Here is a 16,800-nt window from a genome sequence, read left to right as displayed (position 1 = left end):
CCCATTACAAGAATGTCGAATTCGCCGGGTACAGGTGAACTTTAAGTTTTTGTCACCGTTTTCAAAATCGGGAGTTTCCTGAAACATGCAGGAAATGCATCAGGAAAAACCCTAACAGTTACGTATTCGAGGTAAGTCCTAGTAAGTAATGAGGATCGTCAAGGTATCCTGATAGCTGCCTGCGTAGACGTTCTGCAGCGCCGGAATACGTCCATAGGCGGTATAGGTTTGGGTCACCGGCACCAGCACCGAGAGCAAATAGCCACCGACATTGAATGCCGAGCCGCCGCTGCCATCGCCCCATACCGTCGCGCGCGTTGCATCGGTGTAGATCTGATACGACAGCTGCGAACCGGTGATGATCATCTTGCGCGCAGCGATATTGCCGCTGGCGCCACCGTTGAGTTTGACGGTGTAGGCCACCAGCAGCGCGATCGTGGCCTGGCATGTCACGGACACGCTGCCGGTGATGTCGCTCGGCGATGAGGCCTTGGGGTCGTAGAGACCAAACGCCACCGGTGTGGCCGACGCGATGCAAGCCTGGGCTTGGGCATTGGCGATGCTGTTCAGACCGGCAACCAGCAGCACGGCGACGCGAAACAGGTTACGTAGATTTTTCATCAGTGACATTCCAGTGTGTTACTGCTCATGCCGCCCTCGATATTGCGATCCGGGAGCAGTGACGCCTGGCATTTTTCGCCCGACGGCAGCACGATATCCAGCGTATTGACCGGCAACAACTCGGACAGGTAGGCCGCGCCTTCGTAGCCGACCGGCGCCTTCTGGCCGTTCTCGCGGATGGTTACGGTGGAGCCGACCGGCACGTATTCGCCGTTGGCGGTTTTCAGGATCAGGTTGACGTCAGAGGTGCGTTTGGTCTTGAAGCTGATCACCGCGCCGGAGCGGTCGCGCGGCTTGACGTATTGCTCGTTGTGATCCATCTGCAGCGTCATCGGCAGGTCGAGCACTTCGACCGAGACCTTGTTGACGTCGTAGGCGCGCAAATCGGTGATCAATAGTTGGCCGTTGCTGTCGGTCTGGCCGGCATAGCGGTTTTCGGTATAAATGCCGACGTCGCGGGCGCCTTCGGTATTGACCACGGCAAAACTGTCTTCCACCCAGTTGGAGAAGAACACCGAATTGTCCATCCACGCGATGGCGCCGCGCAGGCCTGCGCGCTGGCTGGTGATGTTGTTGCTCTGTGCGACCGTGAAGTTGGCGCGGCCGTTGCGTCCCTTGTAGTCAACCTCGCCGTAGCGCTGCTGGTAAGCGCCGTCTGTGGTCTGTACCTGCCAGCCGACGTCGCCCGGCGAAATGGTCGGCCGGCTGGCTTGGACGGAGACGGTGCGCTGGCCATTGTTGTTGCTGGCGCTGACGCCGCCTGCGCTGCTGTCTCCGAAAGGCATGATCAGGCCGATGGTCGCACCATAGCCGCCGTTGCGAAAGTCGCGAAAGCCGGTAACAAACATATTGGTGTTGCGTCCGACCGATTTGAAATACGACAGCGTCACGCTTTCGCTATCGGTGATGCCGATGCGGCCGTCGGCGGATAACAGCACAGGGCTCTTGGCGGACGTGTAGGCGACGCTCAGCGAACCATACGTGCCCAGGTTCAGCCCGATCGTACCGACCGTGGTGGAGCGGGTCGTCGGCGAGCCTGCCATCGCGCCGATATCGCGATAGTTCGATCCGGATTGTGTGCGCGTCAGCGACATGCTGACCAGGCTGGTGCTGCGCTCGAAGCCCAGCGCTAACTGCTGGCCGCTGCCGGCGTCCGAAGTGCTGGCCGAGAGCGCACCGGTCAGTACGCCCCAGTTATCTACATTGAACACCAGTCCGCCGCCAGCCAGCGTCATGCCCTTCATCGTTTCGCCGTGGCCTTCGATCGTCAGCGTCTTGCTGTAGCCGTGCCGAGCGGTGCCGGCGAGGGCGAACTCGCCATAGTTGTTGCTGCGCAGGCCGTAATTGCGTCGGACAAAACCGCTTTCCAGCGTATAGGACGACAGGTTTTCGGCGAGCAGCTTGTCGGTGGCGTAAAAGGAAATCGTGCGGAACGTCTGACGTCCTAATTCATCAGTCACCGCCACTGCGATCTGACCGGCGCCGGTGGCGATCGGCGCCTGGCGAATTTCAAACGGTCCGGGCGGCACCGGTTGCGACAATTGGCGCACACCGTTGACGAACAGGTCGACCGTCGACGGCACCACGGCTTCGCCGCCCAGGCTGGGCGTCGGATATCTGACCAAGTCCGGCCGCAGCGAAAAGTCTGTGCCGAACTGTGCACCGCCGAAGCGTACCGGGCGCGTCCAGAACAAGCCGCTGGTGATGAAATCGCCCACGCGGTAGCGCGTCAGCTCGCGTGGATTGGAATAGGTGTAGGTGGTTTCGAGCCGCGTGGAAGTGGCCGGCGTGCTGTCGAAATACGCCAGCCCGGTCGAGCTGAATACGCTGCTGCCGGCAAAGTAGCGGCCGTCGAAATAGCCTGCGATGCTGCGTACGCCCTGGCTGGTGGTAGCGAGCAAATCGTAATTGAGCAGGGCGCCGCGCGCGTTTTCCGTCAGCGGTACGTTGTCCGCTGTCTTGCCTGCCGTCGCGATATCGGTGGTGTTCAGAAAACTCATGGGCACGTCCATGTCGATTTTCAACGCCGACTGATCCAACTGGACCTTGCTGGCGATTCCGCTCACCGGCAGCAATTCGTCGTCCTTGCCGGGCGTCTTGATGCCGAGGCTGCGCAGCTCCGCCGCCGTCGCGAACAAACCGTCTTGCCGCTTCACGAACTGCGCCACCAAATCCGTCGGACGGCCGTTGATGGATACCTCCAGCAACAAATTTTCGACGGAACCTTCACTGGCGCCATGCGCATGGGCGCTGACGATCAACAGCAACAGGCCGATCCAGTTAGACGGTCTTCTCAAGGCGTCACGGTGATCTCGGTTTCAATCGGGCCGGTGTCGGAGTTCGCGGACATTTTCACCAGGGAGCCGGCAGCCAGCGGCGCATCGACATCGAACGGATATTGTCTGATCATGCCGGCCAGGGTGTAGGGGTTGGCGCCGGCGGGTGGAGTGATTTTCTTGCCGTTGGGAAGGGTCAGCACAAGATTGAGCAAGCGTCCGCGCCGGTTGCCGGTGTTGGCGACATTCAGGCGAGGCGCCTTTCCGGCGCTAAGCGTCCAGCCCATTTTCAGGTTGGGCGCAGTATTGGGCGCGATGAAGATCGGCATCGAAATGCGGAATTTGAAGTTGATCGCCGGACCGGCTGCAGCCGTGGGAATCTCGTCGACCAGCATGCGGTAAGCGACTTCATTGGCCTCGGCCGGACGTTTGGAGATGATGCGGATGGTCTGCGAGGCGCCCGGCGCGACGGTGAACACCGGCGGGCTGATGATCAGGCTCTGGGTAGGGTTGAGCACATCCTGGCTGTCCTTTTGCTCCCAGTCGTAGGCGCGGATCTGCAGCGAGACGTCATGATTGTCGTTATTGACAATCTTCACCACGCCCGCGGTGCGGGCTGACGATAATTCCAATACTACCGGGGATATTTCGAAGTTGGAGGCAATTGCCGCCGGGCTGCAAAGCGCTCCGGCTATGCATATGAGGAAAGACGAGCGAGCAAGGTAGCTAAAAATAATTTTCCCCCGTGACGACGAAAGAACGCTAATTCGACTACGAACAATGACTGCGGATGTGGGTGCTAAGTTGACTGCTAGTTAAGCAAGAATGTAATTTTGTTGTTGAGAATATCAGAAACGCACGAAAAATGGTGCGTATTAATTTCTCAGGCAGAACTTATTAGTACGAGAGTGTGATGCCAACAACATCGGTATAGCTACCGGTCTGGACATGTGGGCCACTGGGAATGTAGCCGTAGACGGGGAGGTTTTGCTGGGCGCCGTTGGCGGCCACGAGATTGATCGTGTAGCTGGTGTTGTTGGAGCAGTTAACGCCGACTGCAGGTGATTGCTTGACTGCGGAAGAGTTGCCGGTGCCGAAGGGCAGGGCTGCACTGTTGACGCTGCAAGTCGAGGTGACGATCGCGGAGACGGAAAGGTTGCCCGTGGACGTGGCCGCCTGAGCCAGGCTGCTTACGCACAGGACTACCATCCCCGTTACTACCCCGATTTTTTGCAGAGTTTTCATTTGAATAAAATGCTGTTTGGTAACGCCACTTGTTTGAGGCTATTATAAAATAACTTCTAAGGAATTCCCTGAGTTGACAGCTGGTTTTAGGTGGGTTCAGCAAATAAATGTGCGTAGTAGGTCACATTTAATGTCTGGATGAAAACTTTTGATGTTAATGAGGAAATTAACTTTCCCGTAAAAAATATAATAAAAGCAAATAGTTACGAATATTCTCTCAGTTGAAGTTGTTAGTAGATCCGAAGCCGAATGAACGAAAACGGATGGATGTGCATCGTTGGCGTCCGTGAATCCGTTTCGTCGATTTCGCCAGGCTGGAAAGCGCAAGAAAAAACGATCATGCAAGCCGATGCAGGAGAACGCTAATCGACGTAACCAAAAAGCTCTCTTTGAAGTGAATTCGAGCCGGTGTTGAAATACAGCCGGTCACTATCGACAAACCATCAGCCTTATCGGGGACCCGATATTACGATGCAGAGATCAAACAAGGCGGAACCGAAGAGCAGATCGGCGCTGGTCACCACCGGAGCGTTCTTCATTCTCGCCATGCTGCTGTCGATAGGGGTTACCGTCGTGGCCTATCGCAGTGTGCGTCTGTTCGAGGCGCGGGCGATCTGGGTCGAACACACGCACACCGTCTTGCAGCGGTTGGAAGAAACCCATTCCACCTTGCGCGACCTGGTCGCGAATGCGCGCGGGTATGCGCTGTCGAGCCGGCATGAATACCTGCTCGGCTTCGAATCGGATCGCAACTTGCTGCATCAATTGCTGGGCGGCTTGCGCGCGCTGCAGATCGATAACCAGGATCAACTGGATCGCCTGACGCACCTCAGCATCACCATTGCCCAGCGGATCGAGCTGGCGCGCACCCTGATCGAAGCGGACAAGGAAGTGCGCATCGACAACGCCTATGAGCATGGACGTGACCTGAGCGAAGACATCCGCAGGCAGTTCGTGGCCTTGAAGGAAGTCGAGCAGGCGCTGCTGACCGAGCGCTCCGCCGACACGCGGGAAAGCATTCGCTGGACCATCCTGGCCATCCTCGGCGGCAGCTTTGTCAGCATCGCCATCCTGATTGCGGTCTACCTGCGCCTCAAGCGGGAGACGCTGCGCCGCAGGGAGGCGCAAATCAAGGCACAGTTATATGCCGCCGAGATCGAGGACTTGTACAACCAGGCGCCATGCGGCTATCACTCCATTGATGAAAAAAGCGGCCTGATCGTGCAGATCAACGACACCGAATTGGCCTGGCTCGGGTATGCGCGCGAACAAGTGGTCGGCAAGATGACCCAGACCGATCTGATGACGCCTGCGAGCGCAGATCGCTATCGCCAGGAGTGGCGGCCGCGTCTCTTGCACGACAAGGCCGTGGGCGGCGTCGACGTCGATTGCCTGCGCGCCGACGGCACGCATTTTTCCACTCTGATGAGCATCAGCACCGTGCTGAACCCGGACGACGGCCGTGTGATGAGCCGCAACGTCATCTACGACGTCTCTGACCGCAAGCAGACCGAAAAGGAAATCGAAGAGCTCAACGCCAGCCTGAAGCGCCAGACCCAGCACCTGAGCAATATCAACAAGGAACTGGAGAGTTTCTCGTATTCGGTCTCGCATGACTTGCGCGCACCGTTGCGGGCCATTTCCGGCTACGCCTTGATGGTCGAGGAAGATTATGCCGATGCGCTCGATGCCAAAGGCCAGGAGCTGTTGCAGGTGATCCGCAGGAACGTCAGCAAGATGGACGCGCTCATCAACGACCTGCTGAAGCTATCCAAGTCGGCGACCGGCGAGCTGACGCTGGGAAATTTTTCCATGCAGGAGCAGGTTGAGCAAAGTATCGTTGGCCTGCGTCGCGAAAACGGGAATGTCGAATTCATCGTCGATCCGCTGGAGGACGTCGTCGCTAATCAGGGTTTGCTCAGCCAAGTCTGGGAGAACTTGCTGGGCAACGCCGTCAAGTTCAGCAAGAAGGCCGAGCATGCGGTGGTGCGCGTGTCGTCGACCTCGACGCCGGAAGAAGTCATCTATCAGGTGCAGGACAACGGCATCGGCTTCGACATGCGTTACGTGCACAAGCTGTTCGGCACCTTCCAGCGCCTGCATCGTCAGGAAGACTATGCCGGGACCGGCATCGGACTGGCGCTGGTGCAGCGCATCGTGGTCAGACACGGCGGGCGCGTATGGGCGGAAAGCCGATCAGGAGAGGGCGCCAGTTTTTATTTCACGTTGCCGCGACAGGCCCTGTAACGGCGCGACGACGAGGCAGGAAGACAACCACGACCGGCGCCAACGGGCGCCGGGCTCAACAACAATGAGGGCGGGAAGCGAGCATGAGCATATGAGTATTCCACTCCGGGTATTGTTTGTCGAAGACATGGAAGAGGATGTGATCCTCATGGTGCGCGAACTCAAGCGCGGAGGTTTCGAGCCGACCTGGCAACGTGTCGACACCGAGCCGGAAATGGAGGCCGCCCTGCGCGACAAGTGGGACATCGTCATTTCCGATTATTCGATGCCCATGTTCAGCGCCGTCGACGCGCTGGAACTGGTCAAGCGGCAGCACGACCAGATTCCTTTCATTATCGTCTCCGGCGCCATCGGCGAGCAGACCGCCGTCGAGGTGATGAAGGCGGGTGCACAGGACTACTTCCTCAAGAGCGCGATCGCCCGTTTGCCGATTGCCGTCGAGCGCGAATTGCGCGACGCCCTGGTACGCCGCAAGCAGCGTGCCGGCGCCGCCGCCTTGCGAGAAATGCAGGCGCGTTTTTATGCTTTCATGAGCGCCGCACCGATGCCGGCCTGGATCAAGGATGCCGACTTGCGCTATCTGTACGTCAATCCGGCGCAATCGACGTTTTTCGGCATGACCCCGAACGACATGATCGGCCTGAGCGACTTCGACATCATGTCCAGCGGCTCGGCGCAGAACGCCCAGAAAAATGATCGCAAGGTACTCGACGGCAATCAGGAGATGCATACGCAGGAAACCGTTTTCGACGCCGACCACAATCCCAAGATCATGGACATCGTGCGTTTTCCGATCGGCAGCGACGGCAAGATCCTGGCGGCCGGGCTGGCGATGGACGTGACCGAACGGGTCAATTCGCAAAAAGAACTCGAGGAGGCCATGCAGCGCCAGAAGATGCTGGCCAGCCGTGTGATCGAGGTGCAGGAGCGTGAGCGCCAGCATCTGGCGCGCGGCCTGCACGACGACGTCGGCCAGTCGCTCACGGCGCTCAAGATCAACCTTGAGACCATCAAGAAAACCGGCTCGCTGGAAGGTCCGTCGCTGCAGAACGGTATCGACATCGTCGCTGCGGTGCTGTCGCAGGTGCGCAGCTTGTCGCTGGACCTGCGGCCGCCGCAGCTGGACAACCTCGGCCTGATCGCGACCCTGCGTTCGTACGTGGAAAACAAGTCCACGCTGGCAAATGTAAAAGGCTGGTTCGAGAGTTCGCCCTTGTCGGGGGAGCTGCACCACGATATCGAGAACACCTGCTTTCGTATCGTGCAGGAAGCGGTCACCAATATCTTGCGCCACGCCCACGCCGAGAACATCTGGGTCAAGGTCAGCCAGCGCCAGGACCAGCTCAACGTCAGCATTCGCGACGACGGCAAGGGCTTCGACCTGGAAAAGGCGCGCAGCAATGCGATTTCCGGCACCAGCTTCGGTTTGCTGAACATGGAAGAACGCGCCGTGCTGGTGGGCGGCGAGATGGACATCACCTCTGCGCCCGGGGAGGGCGTGGAGATCGTTTTGCAATTACCTGTGACACCTGTCATGCGGAGGGGATAAGACATGTTGACAAGAATTGTGCTGGCCGACGATCACGCGCTGGTGCGCAGCGGCATCAAATCACTGCTCACTGCGATGCCCGGCATCGAGGTGGTGGGCGAGGCCGACGACGGCAATGCCGCCATCGAGCTGACCGAAAAACTCAAGCCCGATGTGGTCATCATGGATATCGCCATGAAAGGCATGAATGGCCTGGAAGCGGTGCGCCGCCTGCGTGCGGACCATCCGACCACCAAGTTCCTGATGCTGTCGATGTACGGCAGCGAGGAATACGTGATGCAGGCCCTGAACGCCGGCGCCAACGGCTATCTGTTCAAGGATTCTGCGGCCTACGAACTGGAGAAGGCGCTGATTGAAGTCATCCACGGCCGGCAATACCTGGATTCGCACATCTCCAAGGATGCGCTCGATCTGTACATGAAGAAAGTGGCCCAGGACGGCACGCCGGTGGAAGTATTGACGCCGCGCCAGCGCGAGATCCTGCAACTGATCGCCGAAGGCAACAACACCAAGGAGATCGCCTATCGCCTCAATGTCAGCGCCAAGACCATCGAAACCCACCGGGCCCAGCTCATGGAGCGCCTGGAGATCCGCGACGTGCCAGGATTGGTGCGCTATGCAATCCGCACAGGTCTGACGACGTCAGATAAGTGAAAAAAGGAAACAAAAGTCGATAAATAGCCCCATTTAAATGCCGGATCTAAGGGAAATCCTGATATCTTCCGTTGTCGATCATGCCATAATTAATTCACCCGACGTGATACCGCGAATGTCGATTCGCGGTAAAAGTCTGCGTCGTCCAAGCCTGCACTGGTCACAAGCCGGCGCAGAAACTGGTGGTGTCTGGGCAATAAAAAACGCAAGAAAGTGATCTGCACATGGAGCAAATGGATATCATGCTGGTGGACGATAGCCCGGAGGTTGCCGAGCTGACGCGTATTGCCTTGGACAGCAAGAAACTGGCCGACAAGATGACCTGGTTCGCCGACGCCGAAGAGGCTGCGGACTACATGTTTTCGGACAACGGTTTTGCCGCCCGCAAGGACCTGCATCCGCGTCTGATCCTGCTTGACCTGCACCTGCCGCTGATGAGCGGCCATGATTTTCTCAAGATCATCAAATCCAATGCCGCCACGGCGCATATTCCGGTGGTGATGTTTTCCTCCTCCGACGACCAGCGCGACATCGTGCAAAGCTACCAGCTGGGCGCCAACGGCTACCTGATGAAGTCGGCCGATCCGCGCGAATTCATCGGCACGGTGGTTGACGCCGGCATGTACTGGGTGAACCGCAACAAGGCGGTGCGCTGAGGCTGAGCTTGTTTGCATCGATCGCGAAAAACAAAAAATGCAGGCTGCGGCCTGCATTTTTTATGGCTGAAATGAACCCGGACAATTCACGAATGAAATTGCCGCAGCCCGTCCAGGTCGAGAATGGTGATGCTGCCGTAATCCACCTTGAGGAGGCCGGCCTTTTCAAGCACCTGCAAAGCCTGGTTGGCGCGCTGCCGTGATGCGCCCGACAGGTTGCCGACTTCTTCCTGTGAAATCTGCAGCTCCAGGCCGATGCCGGGATTCAGGTAAGGATTGAACAGCGCCGCCAGGCAACGCGCCACGCGTGCATCGGGTTCCAGCATGCGGTCGTACTCGACCAGCGAGATGAATAGTCCGAGGCGCTCGTTGAGCTGCGTCACGAGGAAGCGGTTGAATGGAATGCTGTTGTCGAGCAGCCAGAGATAGGTCGCCTTCGGCATGTACAGCAACTCGCTATCGCGCAGCGCCACCACGTCGTACTTGCGCGGCTCGTCCTTGAGCAGCGAACCTTCGCCGAGCCAGCCGCCGTTGGCCATGCCGGCGAACGACACGGTCTTGCCTTCGGGCGACACGCTGCTCATCTTCAGCAGACCTTCATGCACGCCGATCCAATGCGACACCGGATCTCCCTTGTGGCAGACAAAACCGCCCGCCGGAATCTTGCGGCTGAATACTTCGGATTGCACGCGCGCCAGTTGGTCACTGGTCAGCGCGCGCGCCCAGATGCTTTTGCCCAGCATGTCTTGAATCGTTGTCTTCGATGTCTCTATTGTCATTATGATGCGTTGCAATATCAAAAGTTTGGCGATTGTTCGGCAATTGTCCGCGAGATGACAACCCTGCCTCCCGACTCACACTACTATCATCGCACAAAAGCAGCGCACAACCGCCTGACTTGCCGCAGCACAAGAGCAGTAAGTGCAACGTAAGCATGTCGGTTCAGACTGACTTGACACACTGAACCCAGAACGTCCGGCACAAGACCGTTATCCGGCAAGCGGACGTTTATAAATAAAGGTGGGACGATGGTGGAGACAACACAACGTCCAGGAGCGCAGACATTTCCTCAGCTGCTCCTGATGCATGCACAGGCGCGCCCGGATCGTCCGGCGTTCCGCGAAAAGGATCTCGGCATCTGGCAAACCACGACGTGGGCCCAGGTGGCGGATGAAGTGAGAGCGTTCGCCTGCGGCCTGGCCGCGCTTGGTTTCAAGCGCGGCATGAGTCTGGCGATCATCGGCAACAATTGCCCACGCCTGTATTGGGCGATGTCGGCCACGCAATGCCTGGGGGGCATGCCCGTGCCGCTGTATCAGGACGCGCCGGCGGCCGACATGTCCTATGTGCTCAACGACGCCGAGATTGATTTCGTCGTCGCTGAAGACCAGGAGCAGGTCGATAAGGTCTTTGACATCAAGCTGAATTTTTCGGATGGCACCGAACGTCCGACGCACATCATCTATGACGACGAACGCGGCATGCGCAATTACCGCCAGCCGGAGCTGTCGTCGTTCGCCGGCGTGCAGGAACTGGGTCGCGCCTACGACAAGGCCAATCCGACATTCTTCATGGATCAGGTCAATGCGCTGACCACCGACGACATCGCCATCATCCTCTACACCTCCGGCACCACCGGCAAGCCCAAGGGAGTGTGTCACACCCATGCGGCGATGATCGCGACGGCGCAGACGCTGGTCGATTTCGACCAGCTGAACGAGAATGACGACGTGCTGTGCTACCTGCCGCTGGCGTGGGTGGGCGACTTCCTGTATTCATTCGCACAGACTCACGTGGCCGGCTTTTGCCTGAATTGCCCGGAGTCGCCAAGCACCGTCATGAGCGACTTGCGCGAAATCGGACCGACCTATTATTTCGCACCGCCGCGCATCTATGAAAACATCCTCACGCAAGTGATGATCCGCATCGAGGACGCCGGCTGGGTCAAGCGCAAGCTGTTCCACGGGTTCATGAAAATCGCTCGCCGCGTCGGCATGCGCATCCTCGACAAGAAGCCGGATGTCTCGCTGGCCGACCGCCTGCTGTACGCGATCGGCAACCTGGTCATCTACGGCCCGCTCAAGAACGTGCTGGGCATGTCGCGCATCCGCGTGGCCTACACCGGCGGCGAGGCGATCGGCCCCGACCTGTTCGACTTCTACCGTTCGCTGGGCATCAACCTCAAGCAGCTGTATGGCATGACCGAAACCTGCGTGACCGTGTGCATGCAGCCGTCCGGCGATGTCAAGCTCGATACCGTGGGCCGGCCGATGCGCGGCGTCGAAGTACACATCGACGCCAGCGGCGAAGTGCTGGTGCGTTCGCCCGGCCTGATGAAGTCCTACTTCAAGCGTCCCGACGCCACCGCCGAAGCGATCGACGAAAACGGTTACTTCCACACCGGCGACGCAGGGTTCTTCGACAGCGACGGCCACCTCAAGATCATCGACCGCGCCAAGGATGTCGGCAAGATGGCCTGCGGCACGATGTTCGCGCCCAAGTACATCGAGAACAAGCTGAAGTTCTTCCCCTTCATCAAGGAAGCCGTGGTGTTCGGCAACCAACGCGAGCAATGCACGGCTTTCATCAACATCGACATGGACGCCGTCGGCAACTGGGCCGAGCGTCGCAATCTTGCGTACAGCGGTTATACCGACCTGGCCGCGCACGAGAGCGTGTATGCGTTGGTGGCCGACTGCGTGGAAAAAGTCAACGCCGACCTGGTGCAGGATCCCTTGCTGGCCGATTCGCAAGTGCATCGCTTCCTGGTGCTGCACAAGGAGCTGGACCCCGACGACGACGAGCTGACGCGCACACGCAAGGTGCGGCGTGGTTTCATCGCTGAGAAATACGCGGTGCTGATCGATGCACTGTATTCCGGCAAACAGTCGCAGTACATCGAAACGCAGGTGAAATTCGAAGACGGTCGCCAGGGCATGATCGCGGCCGATCTCAGGATTGCCGACGTCAAGACTTTCGCCAACCTCAACCAAGCGGCATAGGCCTGCATGACCACCATGAAAAGACATATCACGGAAGAAGTGCAGCCGATGGAGCAGGAACGACAGGCCAGCGCAGGAGAAATGGGCGGCGAGGGTGAGGGTGACGGCGTGCGCAAGATCGGCGAAGTCATCCTCGACTTGCAGAACATCTCGCTGTCCTTCGGCGGCGTCAAGGCGCTGACCGACATTTCATTCAATGTGCGCGAACATGAAATTCGCGCCATCATCGGCCCCAACGGCGCCGGCAAGAGCTCGATGATCAACGTCATCAATGGCGTCTACCATCCGCAGAAGGGCAATATCGTGTTCCGCGGCGAGCAGCGTCACAGCATGCATCCGAGCAAGGTGGCGCGCCAGGGCATCGCCCGTACCTTCCAGAACATCGCCTTGTTCAAGGGCATGACCGTGCTCGACAACATCATGACCGGGCGCAACACCAAGATGCATTCGAGTTTCCTCGCCAACGCAATCTGGTGGGGCAGCGCCCGCAACGAAGAAATCCTGCACCGGCACAAGGTCGAAGAAGTGATCGACTTCCTCGAAATCCAGCACATCCGCAAGACGCCGGTCGGGCGCCTGCCGTACGGCCTGCAGAAGCGTGTCGAGCTGGCGCGTGCGCTGGCGGCCGAGCCGGAGATGCTGCTGCTGGACGAACCGATGGCTGGCATGAACGTGGAAGAGAAGCAGGACATGTGCCGCTTCATCCTCGACGTCAATGAACAATTCGGCACCACCATCGTGCTCATCGAGCATGACATGGGCGTGGTGATGGACATTTCGGATCGCGTGGTGGTGCTCGATTACGGCAAGAAGATCGGCGACGGCACACCGGACGAAGTGATGGCCAATCCCGAAGTCATCAAAGCTTACCTCGGCACTTCGCATTGAAGTTGTCGAGGATTGGAACAAGCAAAAGAAGCAGAACAAGCGGAACAAGTGGAGAGTGCAGATGCAATTTTTCTTTGAAGTGACGCTGAGCGGATTGTTGTCCGGCCTCATGTATTCCCTGGTGGCGCTCGGCTTCGTGCTGATCTACAAGGCCTCCGGCGTCTTCAATTTTGCCCAGGGCGCGATGGTGTATTTCGCCGCGCTGGCGGTGGTCGGACTGATGGAAAAGGGCATGCCGATGTGGGCGGCCATCATCGGCGCCTTCGTGGTGATGATCCTGGTAGGGCTGGCGACCGAGCGCTTCGTGCTGCGCAAGCTGGTCAATCAGCCGCCGATCACCTTGTTCATGGCGACCATCGGGCTGGCGTTTTTCCTTGAAGGCCTGGGACCTTTGCTGTTCGGCAGCGAAGTGCGTCCGATCGAACTGGGCATCGTCGACGAACCGATCATGTCGGTGATGGATAGCATCGGCATCGGTATTTCCAAATTCGACCTGTTTGCCTCCGGCATGGTGATCGGACTGGTGGCGCTGCTGGCGCTGTTCTTCCAGAAGACCAAGGTCGGTCGCGCTTTGCGCGCCGTCGCCGACGATCACCAGGCGGCCTTGTCGCTGGGTATTCCGCTGCAACACATCTGGGCGGTGGTGTGGGGCGTGGCCGGATTCGTGGCGCTGGTGGCCGGCTTGCTGTGGGGTTCGCGTAACGGCGTGCAGTTCGCGCTGACGATGACGGCGCTGAAGGCGTTGCCGGTGCTGATCCTCGGTGGTTTTACGTCAATCCCGGGCGCAATCGTCGGCGGCCTGATCATCGGCGCATCGGAGAAGCTGGCCGAGATTTACATCCCGCCGGTCTTGCAGGATCTGTTCGGCGGCAACTTCGGCGGCATCGAGGGATGGTTCCCGTACGTGTTCGCGCTGCTGTTCCTGCTGGTGCGTCCGGAGGGGCTGTTCGGCGAACGACACATTGATCGGGTCTGAGCGGGCCTGATCCCGGCCAAGCAATGAAAAATAAAGGACGAAGCACATTGACGCTTCGCCGCATGGAGACACAGGAGAAACACTATGCTTTATCGTGAGGCAGGGCAGTTCAAGACGTCGTACATCGCTGATAGCCAGATATTCCCGATCCGCCAGGATCGCATCGGCATGGCGATCCTGCTGGCCATCGCCTTCGTCGGCATTCCGCTGATTGGCAGCGAATATTGGTTTTCGGCGATCCTGATTCCCTTCCTGGTGTTTGCACTGGCGGCATTGGGGCTCAATATCCTGACCGGCTATGCAGGCCAGTTGTCGCTGGGCTCGGCCGCTTTCATGGCGGTGGGCGCCTACGCGGCCTACAACTTCCAGCTGCGCATCGAAGGCATTCCCATCGTGCTGTCCTTCATCCTGGCCGGCGGTTGCGCGGCGCTGGTGGGCATCGTGTTTGGTTTGCCTTCGCTGCGCATCAAGGGCTTCTATCTGGCCGTGGCGACATTGGCGGCGCAGTTCTTCGTGGTGTGGGCGCTGACCAAATTTTCCTGGTTCTCCAACAACAGCTCCTCGGGTGTGATCAGCACGCAGAAGATCGACTTCTTCGGCATCGCCATCAACTCGCCGGTCAGGAAGTATCTGTTCGTGCTCGCCATTGTTTGCGTGATGGCGATGCTGGCCAAGAACCTGGTGCGCTCCTCTACCGGCCGCGCCTGGATGGCGGTGCGCGACATGGATGTGGCGGCGGAAGTGATCGGCATCCAGCTGATGCGCACCAAGCTTCTGGCGTTTGCGGTGAGTTCGTTCTTCTGTGGCGTGGCCGGTGCGCTGTATGCGTTCTGCTACCTCGGTTCGGTGGAGCCGGACGGCTTCTCGCTGGACCTGTCGTTCCGCATTCTGTTCATGATCATCATCGGTGGCGTCGGCAGCATCCTCGGCGCCTTCCTCGGTTCTGCCTTCATCCTGCTGCTGCCGATTTTCCTCGACAACGTGCTGCCGCCGCTGGCGTCGCTGTTGCACCTGCCGTTCACGAATGCGACGGTGTCGCATATCCAGCTCATGCTGTTCGGCGGGCTGATCATTTTCTTCCTGATTGTCGAGCCGCACGGACTGGCGCGCCTGTGGCAGATCACCAAGGAGAAGTTGCGCCTGTGGCCGTTCCCGCATTAACAGATCTACTGTTTTTCAGAAGCAAAACGATGCGTTCAATACAAGTACGCACATGGGTAATAAAACTCAAGGAGACACGTATGAAAAATATCAAACAGCTGGTGCTTGCCGCGACCGTCGCTGCAAGTCTGTTGGCTCCCGCGTTGCCGGCGATGGCCCAGGCCAGCGACCAGTTCATTGCGATTCCGAGCTATCGCGTCGGCCCGTACGGCACCAACGGCCAGTCCTACTACGGCGGCTACGTCGATTACCTGAACTACGTCAATCTCAAGGAAGGCGGCGTCAATGGCGTCAAGCTGTCCTGGGAAGAGTGCGAAACCGAGTACAACAACGCGAAGGGCGTCGAGTGCTATGAGCGCATGAAGAACAAGAATCCAGTGACCAAGGGTACCGCGATCAACTCGATGGCGACCGGCATTTCCTACGCGCTGATCGACAAAAGCGTGGAAGACAAAGTGCCGCTGCTGATGATGGGCTATGGCCGTACCGATGCAGTGGACGGCTCGGTGTTCCCGTACGCCTTCCCGCTGGTGACGACTTACCAGATGCAGGTGTCGGCGATCGTCAAGTTCCTCACGACCAAGAACGGCGGTTCGCTGGCCGGCAAGAAGATCGTGTTCCTGTATCACGATTCGGCCTACGGCAAGGAGCCTATCGTGGCGCTGGAAGCTGAAGCCACGCTGGGCAAGTTCAAGGTGGTGCAGATTCCTGTCGCCCATCCGGGCAACGAGCAGGGCGCGCAATGGCTGAAGATCCGCCAGGAGAATCCTGATTACGTGATCTTCTGGGGCTGGGGCGTGATGAACCAGACTGCGCTGAAGGCGGCGCAGAAAGTCGGTTTTGCACGCGACAAGATCATCGGTTCGTGGTGGGCCGGCTCTGAGGAAGACACGATTCCTGCAGGCGACGCCGCCAAGGGTTACATGAGCGCGACCTGGAACGTGGCCGGCAAGGGTGTGCCGCTGATTGCCGATATCGAGAAAGTGGTCTACGGCGCCGGCAAGGGCAACCTGCAGGACAAGGCCAAGATCGGCTCGATCCTGTACAACCGCGGCGTCTCCGCAGCCATCGCCACGGTGGAAGCCGTGCGTACGGCACAAGGCAAGTTCGGCAAGAAGGTCATGAGCGGCGAAGACGTGCGCTGGGGCCTGGAGAACCTGAACATCACCAACGCGCGTCTGCAACAGCTGGGCGCTACCGGGCTGCTGCCTGAGATCAAGACTTCCTGCGACAACCACGAGGGTTCGGGCAAGGTCAAGATCCAGCAATGGGACGGTACTAAGTGGGTGCTGGTGTCGGACTGGATCGAAGGCAACAAGAACCTGATCCACCCGCTGTTCAAGGCCTCTGCCGCGAAGTACGCGAAAGAAAAGGGTATTACCCCTGCCTGCATGAAATAAATACAGGCCTTGGCGTCGGTGCGTTGAAATGTGTCGGGCGCATCGACGCTTTTTTGAGCAGGAAAAAATCTGAACAGGCAGGTCCGAACACGCAGGTCCGGACAAGTTTGTCCAAGCCGGAGCAA

14 protein-coding genes are annotated in these 16,800 nt (G+C 58.7%); 9 read left to right on the top strand and 5 right to left on the bottom strand.

Annotation, left to right across the window (positions count from 1 at the left end; translation table 11 throughout):
• Window positions 1-138 precede the first annotated feature (138 nt).
• The 4 genes from ACIROW_RS03135 to ACIROW_RS03120 form a co-directional block, all read right to left on the bottom strand.
• Complete coding sequence (locus ACIROW_RS03135) at window positions 139-621, bottom strand: spore coat U domain-containing protein (protein ID WP_402271799.1); 483 nt, start codon at window positions 619-621, stop codon at window positions 139-141.
• Window positions 621-2,918, bottom strand: coding sequence for a fimbria/pilus outer membrane usher protein (locus ACIROW_RS03130; protein ID WP_402271797.1), 2,298 nt, complete (start codon window positions 2,916-2,918; stop codon window positions 621-623). The genes ACIROW_RS03135 and ACIROW_RS03130 overlap by 1 nt, the downstream gene beginning before the upstream one ends.
• Window positions 2,915-3,544 (bottom strand): molecular chaperone, encoded by a 630-nt coding sequence (locus ACIROW_RS03125; RefSeq protein WP_402272464.1) that lies wholly within the window; start codon window positions 3,542-3,544, stop codon window positions 2,915-2,917. The genes ACIROW_RS03130 and ACIROW_RS03125 overlap by 4 nt, the downstream gene beginning before the upstream one ends.
• Window positions 3,545-3,794: 250 nt before the next feature.
• Window positions 3,795-4,142, bottom strand: coding sequence for a spore coat protein U domain-containing protein (locus ACIROW_RS03120; protein WP_402271795.1), 348 nt, complete (start codon window positions 4,140-4,142; stop codon window positions 3,795-3,797).
• A 471-nt stretch (window positions 4,143-4,613) separates the two neighbouring features.
• Here ACIROW_RS03120 and ACIROW_RS03115 point away from each other — a divergent pair, with 471 nt between their 5' ends.
• The 4 genes from ACIROW_RS03115 (at window position 4,614) to ACIROW_RS03100 (ending at window position 9,248) form a co-directional block, all read left to right on the top strand.
• The gene (locus ACIROW_RS03115; RefSeq protein ID WP_402271792.1) at window positions 4,614-6,389 is read left to right on the top strand and encodes an ATP-binding protein; all 1,776 of its coding nucleotides are present in this window, start codon (window positions 4,614-4,616) and stop codon (window positions 6,387-6,389) included.
• 91 nt (window positions 6,390-6,480) lie between these two features.
• The gene (locus tag ACIROW_RS03110) at window positions 6,481-7,938 is read left to right on the top strand and encodes an ATP-binding protein (protein WP_402271790.1); all 1,458 of its coding nucleotides are present in this window, start codon (window positions 6,481-6,483) and stop codon (window positions 7,936-7,938) included.
• A 3-nt stretch (window positions 7,939-7,941) separates the two neighbouring features.
• The gene (locus ACIROW_RS03105; RefSeq protein ID WP_402271788.1) at window positions 7,942-8,592 is read left to right on the top strand and encodes a response regulator; all 651 of its coding nucleotides are present in this window, start codon (window positions 7,942-7,944) and stop codon (window positions 8,590-8,592) included.
• A 224-nt stretch (window positions 8,593-8,816) separates the two neighbouring features.
• Window positions 8,817-9,248 (top strand): response regulator, encoded by a 432-nt coding sequence (locus ACIROW_RS03100; protein WP_402271786.1) that lies wholly within the window; start codon window positions 8,817-8,819, stop codon window positions 9,246-9,248.
• A gap of 86 nt (window positions 9,249-9,334) precedes the next feature.
• Here ACIROW_RS03100 and ACIROW_RS03095 read toward each other — a convergent pair whose 3' ends face one another.
• Entirely contained in the window at window positions 9,335-9,991 is a 657-nt protein-coding gene (locus ACIROW_RS03095) for a Crp/Fnr family transcriptional regulator (protein ID WP_402271784.1), read from the bottom strand.
• Window positions 9,992-10,276: 285 nt separating this feature from the next.
• Here ACIROW_RS03095 and ACIROW_RS03090 point away from each other — a divergent pair, with 285 nt between their 5' ends.
• The 5 genes from ACIROW_RS03090 (at window position 10,277) to ACIROW_RS03070 (ending at window position 16,675) form a co-directional block, all read left to right on the top strand.
• Window positions 10,277-12,250, top strand: a complete 1,974-nt coding sequence (locus ACIROW_RS03090) for an AMP-dependent synthetase/ligase (protein ID WP_402271782.1) — start codon at window positions 10,277-10,279, stop codon at window positions 12,248-12,250.
• A gap of 81 nt (window positions 12,251-12,331) precedes the next feature.
• Window positions 12,332-13,138 carry an ABC transporter ATP-binding protein gene (locus ACIROW_RS03085; protein WP_402272461.1) on the top strand — a complete coding sequence of 269 codons (807 nt, stop codon included), beginning with the start codon at window positions 12,332-12,334 and terminating at the stop codon, window positions 13,136-13,138.
• Between the two features lie 61 nt (window positions 13,139-13,199).
• Window positions 13,200-14,114 (top strand): branched-chain amino acid ABC transporter permease, encoded by a 915-nt coding sequence (locus tag ACIROW_RS03080; protein ID WP_402271781.1) that lies wholly within the window; start codon window positions 13,200-13,202, stop codon window positions 14,112-14,114.
• Between the two features lie 84 nt (window positions 14,115-14,198).
• On the top strand, window positions 14,199-15,275 hold the full coding sequence (locus tag ACIROW_RS03075; protein ID WP_402271778.1) for a branched-chain amino acid ABC transporter permease: 1,077 nt from the start codon (window positions 14,199-14,201) through the stop codon (window positions 15,273-15,275).
• Between the two features lie 80 nt (window positions 15,276-15,355).
• The gene (locus ACIROW_RS03070; protein WP_402271776.1) at window positions 15,356-16,675 is read left to right on the top strand and encodes an ABC transporter substrate-binding protein; all 1,320 of its coding nucleotides are present in this window, start codon (window positions 15,356-15,358) and stop codon (window positions 16,673-16,675) included.
• Window positions 16,676-16,800: the final 125 nt, after the last annotated feature.

The sequence above is a fragment of the Herbaspirillum sp. NPDC101397 genome (assembly GCF_044767325.1).
Classification (GTDB): domain Bacteria; phylum Pseudomonadota; class Gammaproteobacteria; order Burkholderiales; family Burkholderiaceae_D; genus Herbaspirillum.
The sequence above is the reverse complement of the archived record's forward strand: the minus strand, read 5'-3'. Positions and strand labels throughout refer to the sequence as shown.

Excerpts from the sequence above, each read along its gene's own strand:
- ACIROW_RS03135 (WP_402271799.1), bottom strand. The coding sequence starts at position 621 with ATGAAAAATCTACGTAACCTGTTTCGCGTCGCCGTGCTGCTGGTTGCC.
- ACIROW_RS03120 (WP_402271795.1), bottom strand. The coding sequence starts at position 4,142 with ATGAAAACTCTGCAAAAAATCGGGGTAGTAACGGGGATGGTAGTCCTG.
- ACIROW_RS03115 (WP_402271792.1), top strand. The coding sequence starts at position 4,614 with ATGCAGAGATCAAACAAGGCGGAACCGAAGAGCAGATCGGCGCTGGTC.
- ACIROW_RS03110 (WP_402271790.1), top strand. The coding sequence starts at position 6,481 with ATGAGTATTCCACTCCGGGTATTGTTTGTCGAAGACATGGAAGAGGAT.
- ACIROW_RS03105 (WP_402271788.1), top strand. The coding sequence starts at position 7,942 with ATGTTGACAAGAATTGTGCTGGCCGACGATCACGCGCTGGTGCGCAGC.
- ACIROW_RS03100 (WP_402271786.1), top strand. The coding sequence starts at position 8,817 with ATGGAGCAAATGGATATCATGCTGGTGGACGATAGCCCGGAGGTTGCC.
- ACIROW_RS03095 (WP_402271784.1), bottom strand. The coding sequence starts at position 9,991 with ATGCTGGGCAAAAGCATCTGGGCGCGCGCGCTGACCAGTGACCAACTG.
- ACIROW_RS03090 (WP_402271782.1), top strand. The coding sequence starts at position 10,277 with ATGGTGGAGACAACACAACGTCCAGGAGCGCAGACATTTCCTCAGCTG.
- ACIROW_RS03085 (WP_402272461.1), top strand. The coding sequence starts at position 12,332 with ATGGGCGGCGAGGGTGAGGGTGACGGCGTGCGCAAGATCGGCGAAGTC.
- ACIROW_RS03080 (WP_402271781.1), top strand. The coding sequence starts at position 13,200 with ATGCAATTTTTCTTTGAAGTGACGCTGAGCGGATTGTTGTCCGGCCTC.
- ACIROW_RS03075 (WP_402271778.1), top strand. The coding sequence starts at position 14,199 with ATGCTTTATCGTGAGGCAGGGCAGTTCAAGACGTCGTACATCGCTGAT.
- ACIROW_RS03070 (WP_402271776.1), top strand. The coding sequence starts at position 15,356 with ATGAAAAATATCAAACAGCTGGTGCTTGCCGCGACCGTCGCTGCAAGT.